Source organism: Streptomyces sp. NPDC004629, assembly GCF_042873595.1.
Classification (GTDB): Bacteria; Actinomycetota; Actinomycetes; order Streptomycetales; family Streptomycetaceae; genus Streptomyces.
On record NZ_JBIALO010000011.1, the window covers coordinates 266,821 to 288,311 of the forward strand.

General features: G+C 71.0%; 18 protein-coding genes. 7 read left to right on the forward strand and 11 right to left on the reverse strand.

The window, feature by feature from the left end; translation table 11 throughout:
* Positions 1-122 precede the first annotated feature (122 nt).
* Complete coding sequence (locus tag ACFYTE_RS19355; RefSeq protein WP_388711471.1) at positions 123-1,757, forward strand: (2,3-dihydroxybenzoyl)adenylate synthase; 1,635 nt, start codon at positions 123-125, stop codon at positions 1,755-1,757.
* A gap of 77 nt (positions 1,758-1,834) precedes the next feature.
* Here ACFYTE_RS19355 and ACFYTE_RS19360 read toward each other — a convergent pair whose 3' ends face one another.
* From ACFYTE_RS19360 to ACFYTE_RS19380, 5 genes are all read right to left on the reverse strand, one after another.
* A complete protein-coding gene (locus tag ACFYTE_RS19360; protein ID WP_388711474.1) occupies positions 1,835-3,409 on the reverse strand; it encodes an ABC transporter ATP-binding protein in 1,575 nt (524 codons plus the stop codon).
* Positions 3,406-4,263: an ABC transporter permease gene (locus ACFYTE_RS19365; RefSeq protein ID WP_388711477.1), complete on the reverse strand. Its 858-nt coding sequence runs from the start codon at positions 4,261-4,263 to the stop codon at positions 3,406-3,408. Before ACFYTE_RS19365 ends, ACFYTE_RS19360 begins: the two co-directional genes overlap by 4 nt.
* Positions 4,260-5,210, reverse strand: coding sequence for an ABC transporter permease (locus tag ACFYTE_RS19370; protein ID WP_388711480.1), 951 nt, complete (start codon positions 5,208-5,210; stop codon positions 4,260-4,262). Before ACFYTE_RS19370 ends, ACFYTE_RS19365 begins: the two co-directional genes overlap by 4 nt.
* Entirely contained in the window at positions 5,207-6,793 is a 1,587-nt protein-coding gene (locus ACFYTE_RS19375) for an ABC transporter substrate-binding protein (RefSeq protein WP_388711483.1), read from the reverse strand. The genes ACFYTE_RS19370 and ACFYTE_RS19375 overlap by 4 nt, the downstream gene beginning before the upstream one ends.
* Positions 6,794-6,947: 154 nt before the next feature.
* Positions 6,948-7,169 carry a ferredoxin gene (locus tag ACFYTE_RS19380; protein ID WP_388711486.1) on the reverse strand — a complete coding sequence of 74 codons (222 nt, stop codon included), beginning with the start codon at positions 7,167-7,169 and terminating at the stop codon, positions 6,948-6,950.
* A gap of 244 nt (positions 7,170-7,413) precedes the next feature.
* Between ACFYTE_RS19380 and ACFYTE_RS19385 the strand changes: the two genes are divergently transcribed.
* The 3 genes from ACFYTE_RS19385 (at position 7,414) to ACFYTE_RS19395 (ending at position 9,261) form a co-directional block, all read left to right on the forward strand.
* On the forward strand, positions 7,414-7,836 hold the full coding sequence (locus ACFYTE_RS19385; RefSeq protein WP_388711489.1) for a VOC family protein: 423 nt from the start codon (positions 7,414-7,416) through the stop codon (positions 7,834-7,836).
* Positions 7,837-7,943: 107 nt separating this feature from the next.
* Positions 7,944-8,162: a hypothetical protein gene (locus tag ACFYTE_RS19390; protein ID WP_388711493.1), complete on the forward strand. Its 219-nt coding sequence runs from the start codon at positions 7,944-7,946 to the stop codon at positions 8,160-8,162.
* 4 nt (positions 8,163-8,166) lie between these two features.
* Positions 8,167-9,261, forward strand: coding sequence for a winged helix DNA-binding domain-containing protein (locus ACFYTE_RS19395; protein ID WP_388711496.1), 1,095 nt, complete (start codon positions 8,167-8,169; stop codon positions 9,259-9,261).
* 60 nt (positions 9,262-9,321) lie between these two features.
* Here the strand turns inward: ACFYTE_RS19395 and asnB are convergent, their stop codons facing one another.
* The 4 genes from asnB to ACFYTE_RS19415 form a co-directional block, all read right to left on the reverse strand.
* Positions 9,322-11,163: an asparagine synthase (glutamine-hydrolyzing) gene (gene asnB / locus ACFYTE_RS19400; protein ID WP_388711499.1), complete on the reverse strand. Its 1,842-nt coding sequence runs from the start codon at positions 11,161-11,163 to the stop codon at positions 9,322-9,324.
* Positions 11,164-11,211: 48 nt separating this feature from the next.
* Entirely contained in the window at positions 11,212-12,474 is a 1,263-nt protein-coding gene (locus ACFYTE_RS19405; RefSeq protein ID WP_388711502.1) for a nucleotide sugar dehydrogenase, read from the reverse strand.
* Positions 12,475-12,555: 81 nt separating this feature from the next.
* Positions 12,556-13,947: an MFS transporter gene (locus ACFYTE_RS19410; protein WP_388711505.1), complete on the reverse strand. Its 1,392-nt coding sequence runs from the start codon at positions 13,945-13,947 to the stop codon at positions 12,556-12,558.
* Positions 13,940-15,913 (reverse strand): NAD-dependent epimerase/dehydratase family protein, encoded by a 1,974-nt coding sequence (locus tag ACFYTE_RS19415; RefSeq protein WP_388711508.1) that lies wholly within the window; start codon positions 15,911-15,913, stop codon positions 13,940-13,942. Before ACFYTE_RS19415 ends, ACFYTE_RS19410 begins: the two co-directional genes overlap by 8 nt.
* A 134-nt stretch (positions 15,914-16,047) precedes the next feature.
* Here ACFYTE_RS19415 and ACFYTE_RS19420 point away from each other — a divergent pair, with 134 nt between their 5' ends.
* A complete protein-coding gene (locus ACFYTE_RS19420; RefSeq protein WP_388711511.1) occupies positions 16,048-16,677 on the forward strand; it encodes a hypothetical protein in 630 nt (209 codons plus the stop codon).
* Between the two features lie 61 nt (positions 16,678-16,738).
* On the opposite strand, the gene ACFYTE_RS19425 is transcribed toward ACFYTE_RS19420, so the two are convergent.
* Both ACFYTE_RS19425 and ACFYTE_RS19430 read right to left on the reverse strand, forming a co-directional pair.
* On the reverse strand, positions 16,739-18,034 hold the full coding sequence (locus ACFYTE_RS19425; RefSeq protein WP_388711514.1) for a glycosyltransferase: 1,296 nt from the start codon (positions 18,032-18,034) through the stop codon (positions 16,739-16,741).
* Positions 18,035-18,051: 17 nt separating this feature from the next.
* The gene (locus ACFYTE_RS19430; protein WP_388711517.1) at positions 18,052-18,843 is read right to left on the reverse strand and encodes a phytanoyl-CoA dioxygenase family protein; all 792 of its coding nucleotides are present in this window, start codon (positions 18,841-18,843) and stop codon (positions 18,052-18,054) included.
* A gap of 810 nt (positions 18,844-19,653) precedes the next feature.
* On the opposite strand from ACFYTE_RS19430, the gene ACFYTE_RS19435 reads away from it, so the two are divergent.
* Positions 19,654-20,679: a permease gene (locus ACFYTE_RS19435; protein ID WP_388711520.1), complete on the forward strand. Its 1,026-nt coding sequence runs from the start codon at positions 19,654-19,656 to the stop codon at positions 20,677-20,679.
* Positions 20,676-21,398, forward strand: a complete 723-nt coding sequence (locus ACFYTE_RS19440) for a TIGR03943 family putative permease subunit (protein ID WP_388711632.1) — start codon at positions 20,676-20,678, stop codon at positions 21,396-21,398. Before ACFYTE_RS19435 ends, ACFYTE_RS19440 begins: the two co-directional genes overlap by 4 nt.
* Positions 21,399-21,491 lie beyond the last annotated feature (93 nt).

Below are 21,491 nucleotides of genomic sequence, written 5' to 3' on the forward strand. Positions count from 1 at the left end.
TCCCGCGCGCAGGGCCGAAACACTTAGATAGAAACGATTATCATTTCTATACTTCACATCGTAGTCATATGACGGGCCCGGCGCCAGAGCCCAAGGCCCGGCAATGAGAGGCGGAGACCTGCATGACCGAGACTCAACCGACCTGGTCCGAGGCCGAATCGGCGCGCTACCGGGCCGCCGGCCACTGGGAGGGGGTGACCTTCGGTGCCCGCCTGCGGCGGGCGGCCGCCGGCCATGGCGGGCGCGTCGCCCTGGTCGACGGCGACCGGCGGTGGACCTACGCGGACCTGGACACCGAGGCCGACCGTGTCGCCGTCGGACTGCGCCGGCTGGGGATCGGGCGGGGCGACCGCGTGGTGGTCCAGCTCCCCAACTGCGCCGAGTTCCTGCTCGTCTGGTTCGCGCTGCAGCGACTCGGGGCGGTTCCGGTGCACGCCATGCCCGGCCACCGGCGCCGGGAGATCGGCCATCTGGTGCGACTGGCCGGCGCCGTGGCCTGTGTGGTGCCCGACCTGCACGCCAGGTTCGACCACCGGGAACTGATGAACGACGTACGGGCGGAGCAGGGGCCGGGCAGCTCGCTGCGGCATGTCATCGTGGTCGGCGACCCCGGCCCGTACGACCGCTTCGTCCCGTTCGACGCGCTGCGGGTGGACGCCTCGTCCGTGTCCGGCCCTGACTCCGGCGCCGGCGGAGCGGACCCCGCCGATCTCGCCCTGCTGCTGCTGTCCGGCGGCACCACGGGACTCCCCAAACTCATCCCGCGGACACACGACGACTACGCCTACAACGCCCGCGCCTGCGCCGGCATCTGCGCGCTCGACGCACAGGCCGTGTACTTGGCGGTCCTGCCGATCGGATTCAACTTCACCTTCGCCTGCCCCGGTGTGCTGGGCACCCTGATGGCCGGAGGAACCGTCGTCATCGCGCCGGACCCCAGTCCGCAGACGGCGTTCGCCCTCATCGAGCGGGAGCGCGTGACCATGACCTCCCTGACTCCGCCGCTCGTTCCCCACTGGATGGACGAAGCCGCCTCCGGCGCCTGGGACCTCGGGAGCCTCGCGGTGGTGCAGGTCGGCGGGGCACGGCTGCCGGAGGACCACGCGCGCAAGCTGGGGCCGGCGCTCGCAGTGAGCGTGCAACAGGTCTTCGGCATGGCCGAAGGGCTGATCAACCTCACTCGACTCGACGACCCGGACGACCTCGTGTGCACCACACAGGGCCGGCCCGTCTCGCCGGACGACGACGTGGTGGTGGTGGACGCGGACGGCAAGCCGGTCCCGGACGGCACGGCGGGTGAACTGCTCACCCGGGGCCCGTACACGCTGCGCGGCTACTACCGGGCCGAGGCACACAACCGCACGGCCTTCACCCCGGACGGCTACTACCGGTCCGGTGACGTGGTGCGGCGTCTGCCGACCGGGCACCTCGTGGTGGTGGGGCGGATCAAGGACCAGATCAACCGTGGCGGCGAGAAGATTCCCGCGGTCGAGGTGGAGGAGCAGTTGCTGACGCATCCGGCCATCACCGCGGCGGCCCTGGTCGGCGTGCCGGACGAGCGCTGGGGTGAGCGGTCCGTCGCCTTCGTCGTCTGCGCGGGCGCGTCCCTGGGCGTGCGAGAAGTGGCCATCCACCTGAAGGAGCGCGGGCTCGCCAGTTACAAGGCCCCGGACGAGGTCGTCCAGGTTCCCGCTCTTCCGCTCACCGCCGTCGGGAAGGTCGACAAGGCGGCGCTGGCTCTGCTGCTCCGGCGGTGAGGCGCGGCCGGGGGGAGCGCCCGGTGGGCGTTGCGCTCCCCCCGGCGGAGGTAAGAGGCTCCGCACCCGCCGCCCGCTCACCGCTGCTCCGGCACCGGGGAGACAGGACGGTCGGCGCAGGCGAGCAGTTCCCGGGTGACCGGGTGTTCCGGGGCCACCAGCACCCGGTCGACCGGGCCGGCCTCGGCCACCCGCCCCTTGTCCAGGACGACGACCCGCTCCGCGTGGCGTGCCACGGCTGCCAGGTCGTGTGTCACCATCACGACCGTCAGTCCCAGCGTCCGCCGCAGCGAGTCCAGCAGATCCAGAATCCCGCTCGCCGTCTCCGGGTCCAACGCCGAGGTGATCTCGTCGCACACCAGGACGCTTGGCCGGGCGGCCAGCGTCCGGGCCAGTGCGACGCGCTGCCGCTGGCCTCCCGACAACTCCCCCGGACGGCGCACCAGCACATCCGGGTCCAGTCCGACCCGGCCCAGCAGCCGTACGGCTTCGTGCGCCGCGTCCTGGGCCGACCGGCGCCCCACGCCCGTGAGGGGCCGCAAGAGTGCGGTGCGTACGGATTCCCGTGGGTTGAGGGCGCCGCGCGCGTCCTGCGCGACGAGTTGTACCGGGGTGCCGCCTCCTCGCTCCGCGCCGCGCTCCCGCCACTCGACACTGCCCCGCGTGGGCCGGTGGAGTCCCGCGAGACATCGGGCGAGGGTGGTCTTCCCGGACCCCGAGGGACCCACCACGGCGGTGCAGCAGCCCGCCGGTGCGGTGAGGGAGATGTCGTGCAGCACGGCGACGCGGCCGTGCGCGGCGGCCAGCCCTTGTACGGTCAACTCTCCGACGACGGCGGAGGCAACGCTCCGCGGGTTCCCCCGGCGGGGGCCGGCGATACCGGCCGGCGGCGGCACAGGCATCGGCGCCTTCGGTACGCCGCCCGCGGCGATCCGGCCCGCCTCCAGACGGATCACATCGTCCGCCACGGACGCGATCCACGCCGGGTCGTGGCTGACCAGCAACGCGGAGCGGTCCCCGCCGGCCAGGACCTCGCCCAGCAGCCTCCGCATCCCGGCCGCCAGAACCGTGTCCAGGCTGCTGGTGGGTTCGTCCAGGACCAGCAGGCTGGGCGTGCCCGCCAACGCGACAGCGAGGGCCACGCGTTGGGCCTGTCCTCCCGAGAGCTGGCGCGGCAGCCGTCGCTGGAAGGTCCGGTCGGCCGGGAGCCGCACGGACAGCAACAGCTCCTCGACCCGCGCCCGGACGTCGGTCGAACGGTGCGCGGACGAGCGCAGGCGCACCGCCTCGGCGATCTGCGTGCCGATCCGAAGCGCCGGGTTGAGTGACGAGGCGGGGTCCTGGCCCAGGAACGACACCACTCGCCCCCGCAGGCGGCGGGCGCCCCCGCGGTCGAACGGATCCAGGCCGGCCACCCGGACGGTTCCGCCACGGACCTCAAGGCCCGGACGGACATGCCCCAGCAGGCTGTACGCCAGAGTGCTCTTGCCTGAGCCCGACCTGCCCACGACCCCAAGGACCTGCCCGCGCGAAACCGACAGGCCGGCATCGTGCAGGACGGGCGGACCGCCGGTCGCCGGACCGAGTGTCAATCCGCTGATCTCGGCGAGCGGGGCGGTTCCGGACGGGCGGCCGGGCAGGTGGCCGGTCATGCGGCCCCCCGCCCCACCGTGTCCGCCAGCCGTCCGGCCAGCTGACCGACGCACACGGACAGCAGCACGAGCAGCAGGGCCGGGGCGAGGAACGGCGTGGCGGCCAGCGTCGCCCCGGGAACGTTCTCGCTCACCATGCGCCCCCAGTCGGGCGCAGCTCCGACCCGGCCGAGTCCGAGGAACCCCGCGGTGGCGGTGAGATGCAGGGAGGCGACCAGGCGCAGCGCGGTGTCCACCAGGGCCGGTCCGGCGATGTTGGGCAGCACGTCGTGGCGCAGTACGGCCCGCCGGGTGTCGCCCCGGGCCAGGGCGGCCTCGACGTACCCACTGGTCAGGACGGTGTCCGCCGCGGCGCGCAACACCCTGGTGGAGAAGGGGGCGGTGGCCAGGGCGACGGCTGCCACGACGGCCGTGTCGCTGCCGGGGAAACCGGCGGCCAGGACGAGGACGATCAGGAGAGCCGGGAGTACGGCCAGGGCGTCGACACAGCGCACCATCAGGTCGCCCAGTCGGCGGGACACCATGGCCGCCAGGACGCCGGCGGACAGCCCGACGGCACCGGCGGCCGCCGTTCCCGCGAGCGCGGTGAGCACGATGGTCCGGCCGCCGCTGAGCACCCGGCTCGCCACGTCCCGGCCCAGCACGTCGGTGCCGAGGAGAAAATGTCCGTCCGGCTGCTGGAAGGGCGCCGCGAGCTGCGCGGTGGGGCTGTGCGGAGCGGCCAGCGGGCCCAGCAGGGCAAGCAGGACGACGAGCAGCGTTCCCGCGCCCATCAGCAGGGGCGGCCGGCGGCGGCGCGGTGTGCGGTGACCGGCCGGACGGTCCCGCCGCCGAGGTGTCAGGACGGTGGTCATCGCCCGTGCCTCTCCCGCGCGCCGAGCAGACGCGCGCAGATGTCGCCCAGCAGGAGCACCGCGAGCATCACCGCGACGAGGGCGGTGGCGATGCCCTGCACCATCGGCACGTCCCGTGCGGCGACGGCCAGTTGCAGTTCCCGGCCGATGCCCGGGTAGTCGAACACGTTCTCCACCACCACGGCGGAGCCGACCAGCGCCCCCGTGGTGAGGGTGAGCGCCTGCACCGCGGGCCCTGCGGCATGGGGAAGGATGTGACGCACCGCGAGCCGCACCCCGCGGACGCCATTGAGTCGCGCCGCTTCGCAGTACGGTGTGGCCGCCGCGTCCGCGACGGAAACGCGCAGCAGTCTGGTGGCGACGGCGAGGCCGACCGCGCTGAGCGTCAGTACGGGCAGGACCAGGGCGCGCGGCACGTCGAGCGGGGTGCCTCCGAGGGGGATGACGGAGACACGCGGAAGGACCTCAAGCCATACCGCCAGTACCGCGATGAGCAGCGCCGCGATGACGAACTCGGGTACGGCCGCCAGAACTTGAGCGCAGGTCGAGACCAGGCGGTCTGCGCCGCCGCCGCGCAGCCCGGTCCACAGGCCCAGCAGCGTGGCGAGCGGTGCGGTGACCGCGAGGGTCAGTCCCGCGAGCAGCAGGCTGTTGGGCAGGCGGGTGGCGAGGACTTCGGTGACCGGTCGCTCCCCGACGAAGCCATGTCCCAGATCCCCTCGGAGGGCGTCGGCCGCCCAGGACGCGTACCGCTCGGCGGCGGGCCGGTCCAGACCGAGTTCGGCACGGACGTCGGCGCGTTGCCCCTCGGAGGCGTCCACACCGGCGACCGCGCTGACGGCGTCTCCCGGAAGGACGGCCGTGGCCGCGAAGATCGCGGCCGACAGCAGGACCAGCAGGACGGCCGCCCCCGCGAGGCGACGGCCGGCGAACGCGAGCAGGTTCACGCCAGGGACGCCTGGGAGAAGCCGGGGAACTGTTCGAAGAGATCGTCGCGTATTCCGTCGACCCCCTTGGCCTGGGCGTTCAGATTCGGCTTGAAGACCGGCAGCACCTGGTTGCCCTCCTCCCAGCGCGTGCGCTGCGCCTGCGTGCCCAGCCGCTTCGCCTCGGACTGGTCGCTCTCGGCGCGGGCCTTCGCCACCAGGGTGTCGGTCTGCGACTCCTTCCAGCCGAACGCCGACGGCGATCCGCCCGCCGTGCTCATCTGGTAGGTCGACAGCGCGGGGATGGGCATCTGGTACGAACCGGCCAGCGGCAGCGCCGCGTAGGCGGCGAAGTCGGCGTAGAGCTGCCCTGCGGGCAGTTCACGCAGCGACGCCTGGACGCCGGCCTTCTTCAGGTCCTCCACGAAGAGCGTGGCCATCTCCACCATGCCCGGCGTCTCGGGGCCGGTCGTCAGCCGGACCTTCATCCCGTCGGCGCCGGCCTTCTTGAGGAGCCGCCGGGCCCGCTCCGGGTCGTGGGCCCGCTGGGGCAGGCTCTCCGCGTAGTCGGGGAAGCCCAGGGACGGCAGGTCGTTGCCGATCTCGGCGTTTCCGTAGAAGACCGTCTCCACCATGGCCTTACGGTCGACCGCGAGCTTGAACGCCTCCCTCACCTGTGGATCGTCGAACGGCTCGACGCTCATGTTCATCTGGAAGGAGAGCCCCACCAGGTAGGGGCTCTTCGTCGGGACGAGCTGGACCGTCGCATGGTCCGCGAGGGTGCGTGCGGTGACGGGTGAGAGGTCGTGGGCGAAGTCGATCTCACCGCTCGTGAGCGCCCCGGCCCTGGCAGTCGAGTCCGCGATCGACCGCAGCTCCAGACCGTCCAGGCGAGGCACATGGCCGTAGTGGTCGTCGAAGCGCTCGAACGCCGATCCCTGACCTGCCGTGAACTCGGTGAGCCGGAAGGGCCCGCAACTGGGCATGCCCTTGCGGAAGCTCTTGGTGCCGTCCTTGACGACGAGGAAGTTGCCCTGGCAGAGGATCATGCGGCCGTCCGCGATGGGCCTGAGGGTGGGCAGTACGACCTTCAGGTCACCGTCCGCCTTGGCGTGCGCGAGGTCGAAGTTCGCGGCGGCGAGCCGGTACACGGGCAGTGTGCTCTTGCCCGCGAGGACGCTCAGCGAGTGCAGGATGTCGGCGGAGGTCAGCTCGGAGCCGTCCGTGAAGCGGACGCCGGGCCGCACGTGCAGCGTGTACGTCGACAGATCCTTGGAGATGTCGATGCCCTTGAGCACGCCGTAGCGCACCCCGTCGGGCCCGCTGGGATCGAGGTTGCCCAGGGTGCCGTGCCAGGCACGGGCACGCACCAGATCCAGTGCGGACGGGCCGTTGAAGAAGTCCAGCGTCTCGGAGGCACCCCCTCCGACGAAGGCGGCTCGCAGGGTGCCGCCCGAACGGGGCGAGGAACCGGATCCCGGCTTCCGGTCGGCGCCGGGCTCCTCGGTGGAGCACGCCGCCAGCAGGCCGGGCCCCACCGCCATGGCGGCGGCTCCCGCCGCGCCGCGGCGGAGGAAGGTACGGCGATCGAACTGTCTGGACATGCTTCTCCTTGACGTTCTGCTGAACTGGACCGGGGCGCCGGGAGACATTCGCGGCGCGTGAACCGAGGCCGGCACGAAGACCGGCGGCCGGTGGAGGACGGGCGGGCGTACCGAAGAGCCGCACCGGCCCCGGGGCCATGGGACGGTTGCCGGGCTACCTGAGGACGAGAGCGCCGGACGGGCATGCCCGAACGGCCTCGTGCACGGCGTCCGACTGGGACACCGGTGGCCTCTCGTCGAGGACGAGCACGAGCCCGTCCTTCTCGTCCTGGTCGAAGACGGCCGGCGCGGCGAGCACACACTGTCCCGCCCCCATGCACCGATCCCGCTCCGCGCTGAACTTCCCGTCACCGGACGCCCGGCCTGCCAAGGTCATGAGATCCCCTCCCCTGCCGCCGCACACGCGGCCGCCGATGCGGCAACCAGACAGTAATCGATAACGACTTCCATCTTCAACAACTTGCGCTCTCCAGAGCCGAAGTACAGGACACAACCTGTCCTCTACCTACGCCATGGTGGTGCACGAGCCGTTCGGGAGGCACCGCTCCTGGTCACGGCAGCCGCCACCCGGGCTTGGACGGCCGACGGCGCATACATCACATCGAGGTTGGGAGCAGGCCATGTCCGTCACCACCACCACTCATCTGAACTTCCGGGGCGCCGCACGCGAGGCGCTGGACTGCTACCGGTCCGTCTTCGGCGGACGTACTGTCGCGGTCACCTACAAGGACGCGGGCGCCGTGCAGCACGAGAGCGAGGCGGAGTGGGTGATGTGGGGCGAGGTGGCCGGCGACAACGGCTTCCACGTCATGGCCTACGACGTGCCCTCGCAACTGCCCTGGAACCAGGGCGAGAACCCGTTCTTCGTCTCCGTACGCGGTGACAACACCGAGGAGATCAGCGCCCTGTGGGGCAAGCTCGCCGACGGCTCGACCATCGTGCGTCCGCTGGAGCCCGCGCAGTGGGCGCCGCTGTACGGCATGCTCACCGACCGCTTCGGCGTCACCTGGGTCCTGGACGTCGCGGCCCCCTACAACGGCTGAACCAGCCGACCTGACATGCCTGCGCCGTCCGGGCCGCCGCAGCCACACGGGCGGCCCGGACGGCGCGGGCACCGGACACGTACAGCAGCGAAAAGAAGAGGGTCACCATGCGGATGCGGAAGCCGGAACGGACCGGCATCGAAGTCAGCGCCTGCTGCCTGGGCACCATGATGTCCGGCAAGAGGGGCAACCCGGATCACGACGACTGCGTGGGCACGATCCACCAGGCGCTCGACGCGGGCAACACTGTCGTGGACACCGCGGGCGTCTCCCTCACCCGCACGGGCCTGCGCCGACGCCGGTCCCACGAGCCGGCCGCAGCCTGACGCCATGACCGTCCTCGACAACCGCGCCCTCAACCGCGCCACCCTCGCCCGCCAGCACCTGCTCACACGCGGCGACACATCCATGCCCGAGGCGGTGGCCCATCTGTGCGGCCTACAGGCGCAAGAGCCCCACGAGCCGTTCATCGGGCTGTGGTCCCGCCTGGCCGACTTCACACCCGCGCAACTGGACGAAGCGCTCACCGGTCGCACCGTGGTGCGCACCCATCTGATGCGCCGCACCGTCCACCTCGTCACCTCCGACGACGCGCTCGCCTGGCGGGCCCGTCACGACACCATGCTGCGCGGGCGAGTGCTGGGCACCTATCGGCGCGAACTGGCCGGCATCGACCTGGACGAGGTCGCCGCCGCCGGCCGCGCGGCCATGGCCGACCAGCAGCCCCGCACCATGAGTGAGCTGGTACAAGCCGTCGAAGACCGCTGGCCCGGTCCACCACGCCGGGCACTGGGCGAGTTGCTTGTCGCCGCCCTGATCCCCATGGCCCAACTCCCGCCCCGCGGCCTGTGGCACCGGACCGCCGGCGTACGCAACCTGCCGTTGGCCACCTGGCTGGAACGGGACATCGACCCGCTGCCCGCCGGGGACAGCGATCCCGTCGGGCAGCGGCTGCTGCGCCGCTACCTCGCCGCCTACGGGCCCGCCGCCAGTGCGGATCTACGCGCCTGGTGCGGCCTCGCCGGACTGCCCGCCGCTGTCGAAGCCGCACGGGAAGAACTCGTCGTCTTCCGCGACGAACGCGGCCGCGAACTGCTCGATCTGCCCGACGCACCTCGCCCCCACCCCGACACCCCGGCCCCCGTCCGGTTCCTGCCGGCCTTCGACAATGCCATCCTCGGCTACGCCGACCGAAGCCGCATCATCGACGCACCTCACCTCGGTCTGTCCGTCGCAGGGCACCGCACGGTCCTTGTCGACGGACGTGTCACCGCAACCTGGACCGTGCGCAGCCGGCACCTTCGTGTCAGTCCCCTGCGCCCCCTCACCGCCCCGGAACAGGAAGCCGTCCGCGCCGAGGCCGAGAACCTGATCACCTTTCTGGACGAAGGCATCGATCAGGTCCGGCTCGACACCGAAAGCTGACGATCATGCGCCCCGGTTCCCGACGTGACAGGCATGCGCATCGCGCCGGGCGGACGGCGGTCAGATGGTCATGCGCACGCCGTAGGCGCGCAGCCAGGCGTCCAGTTGGAGCGTCGTCTCAAGGGCCGCCCGGCTCGTGCCCTGCTCAAGGGCGGCGGCTCCCCTACCGGCCACCGCCTTCCGCAACTCCTCCGACAGCAGCGGGGCGAGCGGCCCGTCTTCGGCGCGGACCACCTCCACGAGCCGTTCGCGCAGGCCACGGTCGTAGGCGTCGTCCCGGATGGAGGGGTAGGGCGCCTTGATCCGCTGGGCCACGGCCTCCGGCAGGAGATCCCGCATCGCGGCCCGCAGCAGGCTCTTCTCCCGCCCGTCGAAGGTCTTCATGGCCCACGGAACGTTGAAGGTGTACTGCACGAGCCGGTGATCCGCGAAGGGAACCCGGACCTCCAGGCCGCAGGCCATGCTCATTCGGTCCTTGCGGTCGAACAGCACCTGGGCATGGCGGGTGAGCGCCAGATAGGTGACCTCCCGGTAGCGCGCCTCGGCCGGGTCGGCGATGTGGTCGCTTGCAGCGATCTCCGCCACCGCGCTGCTGTGGCAGTCGCGTTCGTAGGTGTCCAGGTCCAGCTTGGCGAGCAGGTCGGGGGCGAAGACGACATCGTTGCCCCGGTAGGCGTTCCGGCCGTCGTGCACCCAGGGGAAGGTGCCGGAGAAGACCGAGCCGGACTCGCGCTGCCAGCGGTAGCCGCCGAAGACCTCGTCGCCGCACTCCCCGGAGAGCGCGACGGTGGAGTGCCGGCGCACTCCCGCGAACAGCAGGTGCAGCGAGGCGTGTTCGTCACCCTTGGCGATCGGCAGGTCGTAGCCGGCCAGCACCGAAGCCCGCAGCTCCGGGTCGAGCAAGTCGGCGGTTTTCAAGGGGAGTTCACTGTGCTGCGAGCCGACGTGCTCCGCCAGTATCCGGGCGTAGACGTGATCGTCGTTGGCCGGTGTGGTGCTCCGATGGGTGGGGTCCGCGTCGCTGACCGAGCAGGAACGGATGCCGCCCGGTCCCTGCGCGCGGGAGATGTCGGCGGCGAGCGCGGTGAGGGAGCCGGAGTCCAGGCCGCCGGAGAGCAGAGTGCACAGCGGCACATCGGCCACCATCTGCTGGGCGACGATGGTTTCGAGCATCTCGCGGACGGTGCCGATGGTGCGTTCCAGGGAATCGGTGTGTTCGGCCACCCTCAGGCGCCAGTAGCACTGCTCCACGGCGCCGGCCCGGGTGACGCGGACGGTGCAGCCCGGCGGAACCTCGCGCAGCCCGCGGAAGATCGCATGGCCGGGCACCTTGGCGACCGACAGGACGTCGCGCAGCCCGTCGATGTCCATCACCGCCGGGAAGTCGGGGTGCGCGAGGATGGCTTTGGGCTCGGAGCCGAACAGCACTCCGGTGGGGGTGGTCGCATAGTAGAGCGGCTTGACGCCCATCCGGTCGCGGACCAGCAGCAGTTCCTCGCTGCGTTCGTCCCAGACGGCGAACGCGTAGATGCCCTGGAGGCGGTGCACGAGGTCGGGTCCCCACTCCTGGTAGGCGCGCAGCACCACCTCGGTGTCGCTGCGGGTCCGGAAGTGGTGTCCCAGGGACTGGAGCTGGGTGCGCAACTCCATGAAGTTGTAGGTCTCGCCGCTGTAGGTCAGGGCGGCGCCGGGAGCCGCGCCGTCGTCGGCCGCCATCGGCTGGCAGCCGCCCTCAAGGTCGATGACGGACAGCCGCCGGTGCCCCAGCGCGGCATGCGTCCCGAGCCAGAGGCCCCCGGCGTCCGGGCCACGGCGCGTCATCGTGGCTGTCATCGCCTGTGCGATCTGCTGCTCCCGTGTGAGATCGCGCGCGAAGTCGACCCAACCGGCTATTCCGCACATGAAGTTACTCCTGAGGTGTGAGGGCAGGGAATGGCTGTCCGGGCGGTTTCACAGGCGTTCGACGTGGGCCTGTGGGGCGGCGGTGCCACGGGTGTCGAGCAGCAGCCGGGCATGCCGTCCGATCTCGTCGAGGTCGTAGGCGGCGTGCCGCTGGAGCAGGATCACCAGGTCCGCTCGGGCCAGGGCGCGGGGCAGGTCGGACAGTGCGGAGGGAACCGGGGTTCCGTCGACGTCCCAGACCGACACATAGGGGTCGTGGAACGACACCCGCGCGTTCAGCGCGCGCAGCCGCCGCACCACGTGACGGGCCGCCGTTTCCCGCTGGTCGGCGATGTCGGCCTTGTACGTCACGCCCAGCAGCAGCACCTCCGCCCCGCCGAGGGTCTGGCCGGACCGGTCGAGGAGGCGCTGGGCACGCTCCACGACGTACCGGGGCATCCGGGTGTTGATCTCCTGGGCGAGTTCGACCATCCGGAAGGGGTAGCCAAGCGTCCGGACCTTGTGGGCGAGGTAGTTCGGGTCGATGGGGATGCAGTGGCCACCGACGCCAGGGCCGGGCCGGAACGCCTGGAAGCCGAAGGGCTTGGTCGCCGCGCAGTCGATCGAGTCCCACAGGTCGATCCCCAGCTCGTTGCAGAACACCGCCATCTCATTGACAAGCGCGATGTTGACGTGCCGGTAGGTGTTCTCGATCAGCTTGGCCATCTCGGCCTCACGGGTGCCGACCGCCTGGACGACCTTGTCGACGAACTTGCCGTAGAAGGTGGCCGCGGCCGCGGTGCAGTCGGGGGTGTGCCCGCCGACGATCTTGGGAGTGTTCCGGATGCCGTAGAGCCGATTGCCCGGGTCGACCCGCTCCGGGGAGAAGGCCATGGAGAAGTCGGTCCCGGCGGTCAGGCCCGAGCGTTCCAGGATCGGACGCACCACCTCGTCGGTGGTGCCCGGATAGGTGGTCGACTCCAGCACCACGAGGGTGCCGGGGCGGAGGTGGCGAGCGATCGCCTCGCATGCGCTCTCCACCATGGCCAGGTCGGGCCCGCCGTGTGCGGACAACGGGGTCGGCACGCACACCACGACCGTGGCGGCGTCGGCGATCGCCTGTTCGTCGGTGGTCGCGGTGAAACCCGCCGCGATCATGTCGGCGACCGCCGCGTCGTCGATGTCGTCGACGTGGGACCTGCCGGCGTTGAGCCGGGCCACCGTCACGGGGTCGCGGTCCAGTCCCGTGACGGTCAGTCCGGATCTGCACGCCTCCAGCGCGAGCGGCAGTCCGACATAACCGAGCCCTATGACGACCAGATCATTGCGCACAATGTCCCCTTTCTTTCGGTCTCGGTGAGTGGGGCGGAATGGGTGCCGCACCAGGGGATGGCTCGTGGGCACGCGCACCGGTCAGTTGCGCGTACGCCCGGCGAACAGCACGATCAACGCGCTGGGCAGGAGGAGGACGGCGAAGGCCGCGCCATAGCCCGCCGGCCCGGTCGAACCGGCCGCCCAGCAGAGGTTGAGCACGAGGGTGGACAGTCCCAGCACCCCTATCTGCCCGAGGTTCTGGTTGGTCTGCATGGCCGCGCCGGCATGGCCCCGCCGGCCCGGCCGGCTGTGCGCGAGGGACAACACGATGAGGGACGGCTCCAGCATGCCCATACCGATGGCGGCCAAGGGCATCGCGGCGGCAGCGGTGAGGGACGGGACACCGGGGAGCGTGCCGACGACCGCAACCGCGACCGCGACCGTCTGCACCACGGCGCCGAGCCGGACCAGCCGGTGCCGCGGCCAGCCCTCCAGCACCCGGCCCTGAACCCAGGAGGCACCCGCCCACACCACGGAGGCGCTGGTGAAGACCAGACCGATGATCAGCGCGGACACCTCCCTCTCGGCCACCAGCATCAGTGGGACGAACGCCTCCAGGGTGAAGAACACCCCCGACCCCAGACCGCGCAACAGCACGGTGACCGGCAGTCCCCCGCGGGCCCGCCAGGTTCCGGCGGGCAGCAGCCGAGGAGCCAAAGCCACCAGAAGAACCAGCCCCACGGCGGCGAACAGAGCGTGCTGGACGTTCCAACCCGACACCCCGTACTGGCCCAGTGCCGCGCCGACGCTCACCGCCGCAGCGATCAGCAGCGCCGGGCGCGGCGCGGGCTCGTCGGACGGCTCGTCCACCGCCCAGGTACGCCCGCGCCGCAGCACGGCCACCAGCGCGAGCGCGGGTACCAGCGTCAGCGCGGCCAGGCCGTAGAACACGCCGCGCCACGACCACCATTCGGTCACCAGCCCGGCCAGTGGCGGGCCCGTCAGGGACGGGACGATCCAGCTGGCGCTCATCAGGGCCAGCGCGCGGGGACGCAGCCGGGACGGGTAGGCCTCGCCGATGGCGGTGTTGACCGACACCGCGACCATCCCGGCTGCCAGACCGTCGAGGAAACGCCCGGCCGCGAGCTGCCACACGGACGTGCTGGTGGCGGCCACCAGCAGGGTGATCACGGTCAGCACCATGCCGGTGGCCAGCGGCCGGCGCGCCCCGGACCGGTCGGCCCAGTTCCCGCCCACGACGCCGCCGAGCAGGCTGGCCGCCACGAAGCAGCCCGCCACCAACGGGAACAGAGAGACCCCGTCCAGGGCCTCGGCCGCCGTCGGCAGGGTGGGAACCACGGCCAGCGCGGCGAAGCCGGTGAGGAACATCGTCGCGGCGAAGGTGACCGTGGCGGCCAGGTAGGAACGGGAGAACAGGCCCTCCGCGGGCTGCTGTTCCCCGGGCCGTGCCATGGATTTCTGCTCAGACATCGCTGCCGTTCTGCAAAAGTCCGGCGAGCGGGTCGCCACCGGTCTGCGGAAGTCCGATGACCGGGTCGCCACCGGTCTGCGGAAGTCCGGTGACCGGGTCATGGATGTCGCAGGCCAGCCACTGCGCCAGCGCCCGCAACCCCCCGACGACCGGTGCCGAAGGCCGCCACTCCAGCTCGGACTCGATCAGACCGGTCGCCATGATGCCCTGCCGCACGCCGGAACCGGGTGTCTCCTCCCAGGGAGTCCGACGGGCGAGCAGTGCGACCAGCTCGGCCAGTTCCTCCTCACCGTAGACCTCGGAGGCGACGTTGAGGACCGGTTGCCGCGGAGCGGCGGACAGCACGGCGTGGACGGCCCCGGCCAGGTCCCGGTGGTCGAGCACCTGATGCCGGCGGCTGCGGTCGAGCGGCAGCGGACGCCGGGTCCAGGCACGGAGCATCGACCGCGCGGCAGCTCCCTCGGTCAGCACGCCGGCCCCCACCACCTCGGCTGACCGCAGTACCTGGACGACGACCCCGTTCTCCGCGCCCCAGCGGCGGCACTGCTCCTCCTGCTGCCACCACGCCGCCGCCTCCGGATCGGCGGGCGGCTCGCTCACCGAGGACTCGGTGACGAGGTGATCGTCGTCCTCACCCCGGTAGACCGCGGCCGAGCTGACATGGACGAACCGCACGACACTCGCCTTCTGCGCGGCCGACAGCACCTCCGAGAGCGGGCCGGCTCCGGACGTGGGGTCGCCCAGGTGCACCATGCAGGCGGTGTCGTCCAGCTGCCCGGCATCGACCGGCGCGGGCACATGCGTGCTCCGGTAGCCAAAGTCGCCCAGAAGTCCGGCCAGTTGTCGTCCGAAGCCTCCGTCACCGCCGGTGACGGCCAACCGGGGCCCCTGCGCCGGAGGCGCCCCGGCCGGCTCGGCACGGTGCCCTTCCCCGAACGCGGTCATCGCCAGGTCCCGGATGGGCGGGATCAGCTCGCGCAGTTCCTCGGCTGTGTAGTCCTCGCACAGACCGCCGGGTCCCAGCGAGTCCATCACGGTGCGCAGTGTCTTTACGGCCGGAGCCTCGCCGGAGACCCGGGCGACCACGACACCCATCGCGAAGGCCGTCTCCCAGACGCCCTGGGCCACCTGCCCGGGCAGCTTAGCCGTATCGGCCGCCGCCAAGGCGGTGCGGCAGTGCTCGGCCAGCCCCAGGCGCCGCAGATAGCGTTCGGTCTCGATGTACGCCCACTGCTCCTGCGCGCGTCGGCGTATCGCCGTGCGGGCGTCGCCGTACTGGTAGAAGGGCACGACCGCGAACTGTGCGCAGTCGTAGGCGGCGGGTTCCGCCGCACGACTGGTGAACACCGCCGCCTGCCGCCAGCCGTGTGTGCTGTTCCCGGCGATGCTGGGCACTTCGCTGTGGTCCACCGTGCCGGGCACGGACACCCGGATCGGTACACCGAGCGAGTTCAGGTAGCGCTGCATCACCACGTCGTAGGGCCAGCCGTTACCGTGTTCGGCCGCGAATGCCGGATAGCCGCGGGCCACCTCGGCGGGCAGCATCAGGGCCAGGCAGGGTGTGTGCTCTTCCACGGCGTACGTCCATTCCCGGCCCGCCAGTGCCGCCAGCCGCACGGCAGCGCCGGTGCGGCCCTCCCAGCCCGCGTAGAAGGCCACGGCCTCGTGGCGCACGGCCGCCGCGACCCGCTCGGCGTAGGGGTAGAAGCCCTCGGCGAGCACCACGTCGTCCTGGAGCACCAGGTGGTGGGTGGCCTCCGGGCCCACGCTCTGCCAGGCGAGGGCGGCGGAGCGCAGGGCCGTCGGCGGCCCGTCCGGCTCGGGGTCCGTCACCACCTGGACCCGGCCCGCCGGGTCCAGCTCCGCGAGCCGCCGGGCCGCGCTGCTCCGGGACGGATGGGTCATCACAGCGCCGCTCAGCCGGACCGGGGCCGGTGCGGCGTCCGTGGAACGTCGGATCGTCATGGCAAACACCTTCGCAGTAGTGGGCGGCGGAGCCACCGGGTGGAGTGATCTCGGCCACAAGGGGTTTCCGTTGCCCGGGACCGGACCAGACATCCTTCCAATTCCCTAAGCCTGCAAGCGACTTGGAGGTTGGTATGGCCGATGGCGAAGCCCTCTCGCCCGACGGGCTGAAGGTCCGGGTGGCACACCGCCGCAATCCGTACGGATACGTTCTCGACGACGCCGAACTCGACGCCGTGCTCCTGGCGGCCGGACTGCGCCGGGCAGCCAGCATCTGGCACCACCACACCGCGGACGAGACACATGTGCCGCGCGGCACCTACCCTCGGGCCGCCATGGCCTTCGTCCTGATGGACGCCACCGCGGGCCCCTGGGAGCGGAACGAGGAAGCGGTGCTCGGGGCAGTGGTCATCGGCGATCTGGGTCATACCTTCCTGCCCAACGCGGCCGCCAAGGCCGGCGCGCACCGCCGACTCGGCCGCACCAACGGCGAGGCCGTGCACGTGGATCCGCATCTGCTGGGCGCCGGAGGCTTTCGCTACGGGTACTCTGCGCAGGTCCGCGGCCAGATCGTCGGAGCCAGTGGGCAGAGCACCGACCAGGACCTCTACGAGGCGGCCCGGCTCGCCGCGGACTTCGTCGACGCGGTGAACGCCCGGCACCTGAGCTGGGAGGAGCGGCACAGCGCGGACATCTGGGCGTCGCGCGACGGCACTCCGGCCGCGGAGTACCAGGCCATGATCGACTGGTTCCCGGCGAGCTGAGCGTACGACGCGGGCCGTCGCCGCAGCGCCGCGCCGGACGGTCCGGCGCCGCGGCGGGCTCTCATGACACCCGGTCAGCCACGGGCGGGGCGGTGGACTGGTGCACGACGCGGGAGAAGTGGCCCCAGGCGCTGAGTGCATCACGTGCGAAGTTCTCCTCGGATATCTCGGCTGACATGCTGTCCTGAAGCTCCTTGGCCAGCTGCTCGATCGTCAGATGGCCGGTGTGTATCCGCTCGACCGCATCCACCAGCGCGTTGATGGTGGGTGTGAAGCGGTGCTCAGCAGGAAAGAACCTGCGCGCTTCGACCGTTTCGGCGTCGGTCATCAGGGTGCAGACCCCGGAGAGCGCCGCCTCCAACGGGGTGATGCCCAGGGTTTCGTACCGTGAGGGGCAGACGAAGATGCCGTTCTTCCGCACCTGGCGGAACAGCGCGTGCAGTTGCGGCTTGGCGAGTTTCCCGACGGCCAGAAATTCCGCGCGGTGTCTGCCCGGAACCCGCGCCCGCAGCCCTTCCCGCATGGTGTGGTCGTCGTGGTCGTCGCCGACGACCAGAATGCGCAGCGGGATTCCCCGGTCGCGCGCCTGCACACCGGCGTCCACGAGGAGTTCGACGTTCTTGAAGTAGTCCAGTCGCGCCACCGCGGTGAACAACAACAGCTCGGCATCGTCGATGAATTCCTGCAACTGCGGGTCCTGGAGCAGCTCGGTCGCCTCCAGCAGCGGGATGGGCGGCCGCACCGCACGGATACGTGTTTCATCGACACCCCGTCCGACCAGGACTCTTCGCTGCAGGTGCGAGTGTTGCAGGACGAACATGCGGTCGCTGGTGCGCACCTTGTCCAGCCCCAGCTCCTGGTATTTCAGCAGGTGCAGTGCCTTGGTGGCGCTGCCGAAGGCCCGTTCGGTGGCGGGCGCGGTAAAGGTGCCGATGAAGTCGTAGACGAACGGCCCGTGGTGGGTCACGCAGCAGGCGAATTCCTCCGGGTGGAAGCCCAGGAGGGCATCGGTCTGGTAGTAGAGCATCGCCGGGCTGTCCACATTGTGCTCGGCCAGCAGGTGCTCGGCCGCTTCGGCGATGGCGCGGCTCACCGCACCCTCGGGCATGTCGAAGTGGAAGCGGAGGATCGCGCACAGGACGCCGGACCGGCGTTCGAAGTGCACTCGGGGCGCGGCCAGTTCCTCGTCGCGCTTGTAGAGGATGCCCCCTGCGGACAGTCCGGCCCGTTGCAGGCACCGCACTATGGAACGGGCGAACGAGGTCGCGCCGACATGTGCCGGAACGTGCTCGCTGTCAGGGAAGTATCGCTCGTTGACGACGATTATTCCGGCCAACTGTGGATCACGAGGAGTCACTGTCTCATACTCCGGATTCAGCGCTGCGGACGGTGGTCCTCTGCGGCCTCGGAATTGCGTATCACGCGTACGTTCTCCGTCAGGCCGACGTCGAAGCCGCGCTCCCGTTCGAGCCGGAGCATCTCGGCCGGCCGGAAGGCGAGGATGTAGGCACGGCGCACGGAGTCCGTGGCGTTGCCTCGGGAGTAGTGCGGCGTGGTGCCGGAGTGTGCGACACCCTGGCCGGCCGCGAGCGGTACGGGGGTCGCGCCGGGTTCGTCCTCGGCGCCATCGCACTGGATGTTCTTGCCGTCACTGGTCGGATAGTGCCTGCGCAGTGGCTGTTTGTGGGAGCCCTGGACATACCACATGCAGCCGTTGTCGAGGACGGCGTCGTCCAGCGCCACCCAGATCGAGACGGCGCGTGTATCGGGCAGGTCGATCCAGTAGGCCGCGTCCTGGTGCCACGGTGTCGGCACGTGGGTGTGCGCGGCCTTGTGAATCAGCATGTCGAAGTCGAGAACGGCGTCGTCACCGATCAGCGTCTTGGCCATGTCGAGCGCTCGGGCGTGCAACGGCATGTCCAGCAGCGGCTTGTGCAGGGCGGACGGCCACATGATCTGGGTGATGTTCTCCTGCGCCTCGTTCCGGCGCGGTACATGTGACCCGAGGTCGGAGCGCTTGTCACCGCTCTCGATCTCCCCGCTCAGAAAGCGGCCGTAGATGTCCCGGTAAGTGTCGACCTCCGACGGTGAGAGAAGACGACCCGTTTCGACAAACCCGTCCATGTCGAACTTCTGGGACAGCGTGAGGTCAGCGTGCGTTGCCATGAGAACCCTTTCCGTATGGCGTAGTCCTACGAACTCGGTCATGCGAAGGGAGTACCGGCCGACGACGGGAAGTTGCACACGCGAAGGTGCGCGTTGACTCCGCAGGGCGGACGGGCCAGGGCAGACCGCGGCACCCGGCGCCACATGAGTGACGGCCACGGGGGACGAGGTCCGGCGGCCAGGCCGTGACAAGAGCGCCGCTTCCGTCGCTGCACATCGGCGCGCAGTTGCGGGCATGCCAACTGAACGCCTGCAAGCGAGACGTCAGAGATCAGCGTGGATGATGACAGGAAGTCGGCATCCAGCAGGGGAAACAGGTCCGGTCGGACGCAGGCGGCGACGGCGGTTCCGCCCCGATGGGGCATGCGCACGGCACATCCGGCGCAACTTCTCCCAGGGCCACAACGATTCGTTCCGCGACGCCACTCGGCACCTGTAACACTACATATCCCCCCACTGGCCTTGACCACGCCGGCGATGCCACATGTTCATGGCTTTGCGTCCGCATCCGTGCTCCTGACTTACAGGAACCTAGCGATCACAGCGAGTCGACGTCAAGAGGTCCAGACCAAATTCCCTTCGACGCAGCGTGGAACACCACGGCTCCCCGGCCCGGAACACATGGGGCCGCCCGGCTCGGAGGGGGGTTCGGGCCACACCGCGCGGCATGCTCCGGCGCCTTGAGATGCCCTACTCTGGGCTCGGCGCAGCCGTGACCCCAGGCTCTCTGCGGGCCGGGGGCCGGGCGGCGCACAGCCGCCACCGCTGGTGTGCGGCACGTCCGTGGTGTCGTACAGCGAAGCGAGTGGCGTGAACGAACAAGAATACGCGGACGTGCGAGGCGGGCCAGGCGACGCCGTGCGCCTCGTCGTGCGGACGCTCGTCTACGTCGTCCTCGGCGGCCTCGCGTTCACCGCGATCGTCACGGTCGCAAGCGTGCTCGGGCCGATGCTCGCGCTCGACTTCTACACCCCGCCCGTCGCCGCCTGGTGGACGGTCTTCACGGCCGTCACCGTCCAGGGCGTCCCGTTCCTGCTGCTCGGCACGCTCGTCTCCGCGGCCATCGGCGCCTTTGTGCCCGCGCGCGTCTTCAGCCGCCTGCTGCCGCGCAACCCGGCGCTCGCCGTCCCCGTCGCGGGCGCGGCCGGCGTCGTCCTGCCGGGTTGCGAGTGCGCGTCCGTGCCGGTGGCCGGCAGTCTGATGCGGCGGGGGGTGGCCCCCGCCGCCGCGCTCGCCTTCCTGCTCTCCGCGCCCGCCATCAACCCGGTGGTCCTGGTCGCCACGTCGATCGCGTTCCCCGGGCAACCGTTGATGGTGGCCGCCCGGCTCGTGGCCTCTCTCGCTACGGCCGTGGTGATGGGCTGGCTGTGGGCACGCTTCGGTCGCCAAGAGTGGTTGCACCTGCCGAAGCCGCGTACGACCGAACCCGGATCATCCGGCGCGGCTGCCTTCATGAGGGGGCTGCAGCACGACTTCCTGCATGCCGGAGGGTTCCTCGTGCTCGGCTCGGCGGCCGCTGCGAGTTTCAACATCGCGGTGCCGCGCTCGGTCCTCGACCTCTTCACGGGATCGGCCTGGGTGTCCGTCCTGCTGCTGGCGCTGCTCGCCGTGGTGCTGTGCGTGTGCAGTGAGGCCGACGCATTCGTGGCCGCCTCGCTCAGCGGGTTCTCCCCCACCGCACGGCTGGCTTTCATGGTCGTCGGACCGATGGTCGACCTGAAGCTGATGGCGCTTCAGGCGGGCACGTTCGGCCGGGCCTTCGCCGTCCGGTTCTCGACGGTGACCTGGGTGATCGCACTCGCGAGCAGTGTGCTCGTGGGGTGGTGGCTGCTGTGAGGCGGTACGGGCCGGCCGTGCTGTTGCTGCTGGTGGGTGCCGCGGTGCTGAGGATCTCCCTGTTCAGCGTCCTGTATCTGCGGTACGTGCAGCCCGGGCTGCGGCCGTATCTGATCGCGTCCGGGGCGCTGCTGGCACTGCTGGGGGTGGTCGCGGGAGTGAGAGCCGCACGGGAGGTCCCGGACGACGACCCGCACGACCATGTGACCGATCACGCCCATACGTCCGGCCCTCGCCTCGCCTGGCTGCTCGCCCTCCCCGCCACCGCCCTGCTGCTTTTCCCGCCGCCCGCTCTCGGCTCCTACAGCGCGGCCCGGGAGGACGCCCAGCGCGCGGCGCAGGGCGTCGGCACCTTCCCGGCGCTGCCCGCCGTGGATCCGGTGGCCCTCAGCGTGGCCGAGTTCAGCTCCCGCGCCATCTACGACAGGGAGCACTCTCTGACGGGCCGTACGGTCCGGTTGACCGGCTTCGTCAGCCGCGGGGACGACGCCGCCTGGTACGTCACCCGGCTGCTGGTGTCGTGCTGCGCGGCCGACGCGACCACGAGCAAGGTGCGGGTCCGCGGCGCGGGCGCCCCGGCGACAGACACGTGGGTGACGGTCACGGGCACCTGGCACCCCAAGGGCCGGCTGGGCTCGCCGGCGGCCTGGCCCCCGGAGCTGGACGCGATGACGGTCAAACAGGTCGACGAACCGTCCGACCCGTATGAAAAACGCTGACCGGCCGACCGAGCGGACGCGACAGTGTCGGCCCGCTGCCTTCGGGCGGCCGGGGGCCCTGTGGCCGTGCCCGTGATCGCAGTCGCGATACCG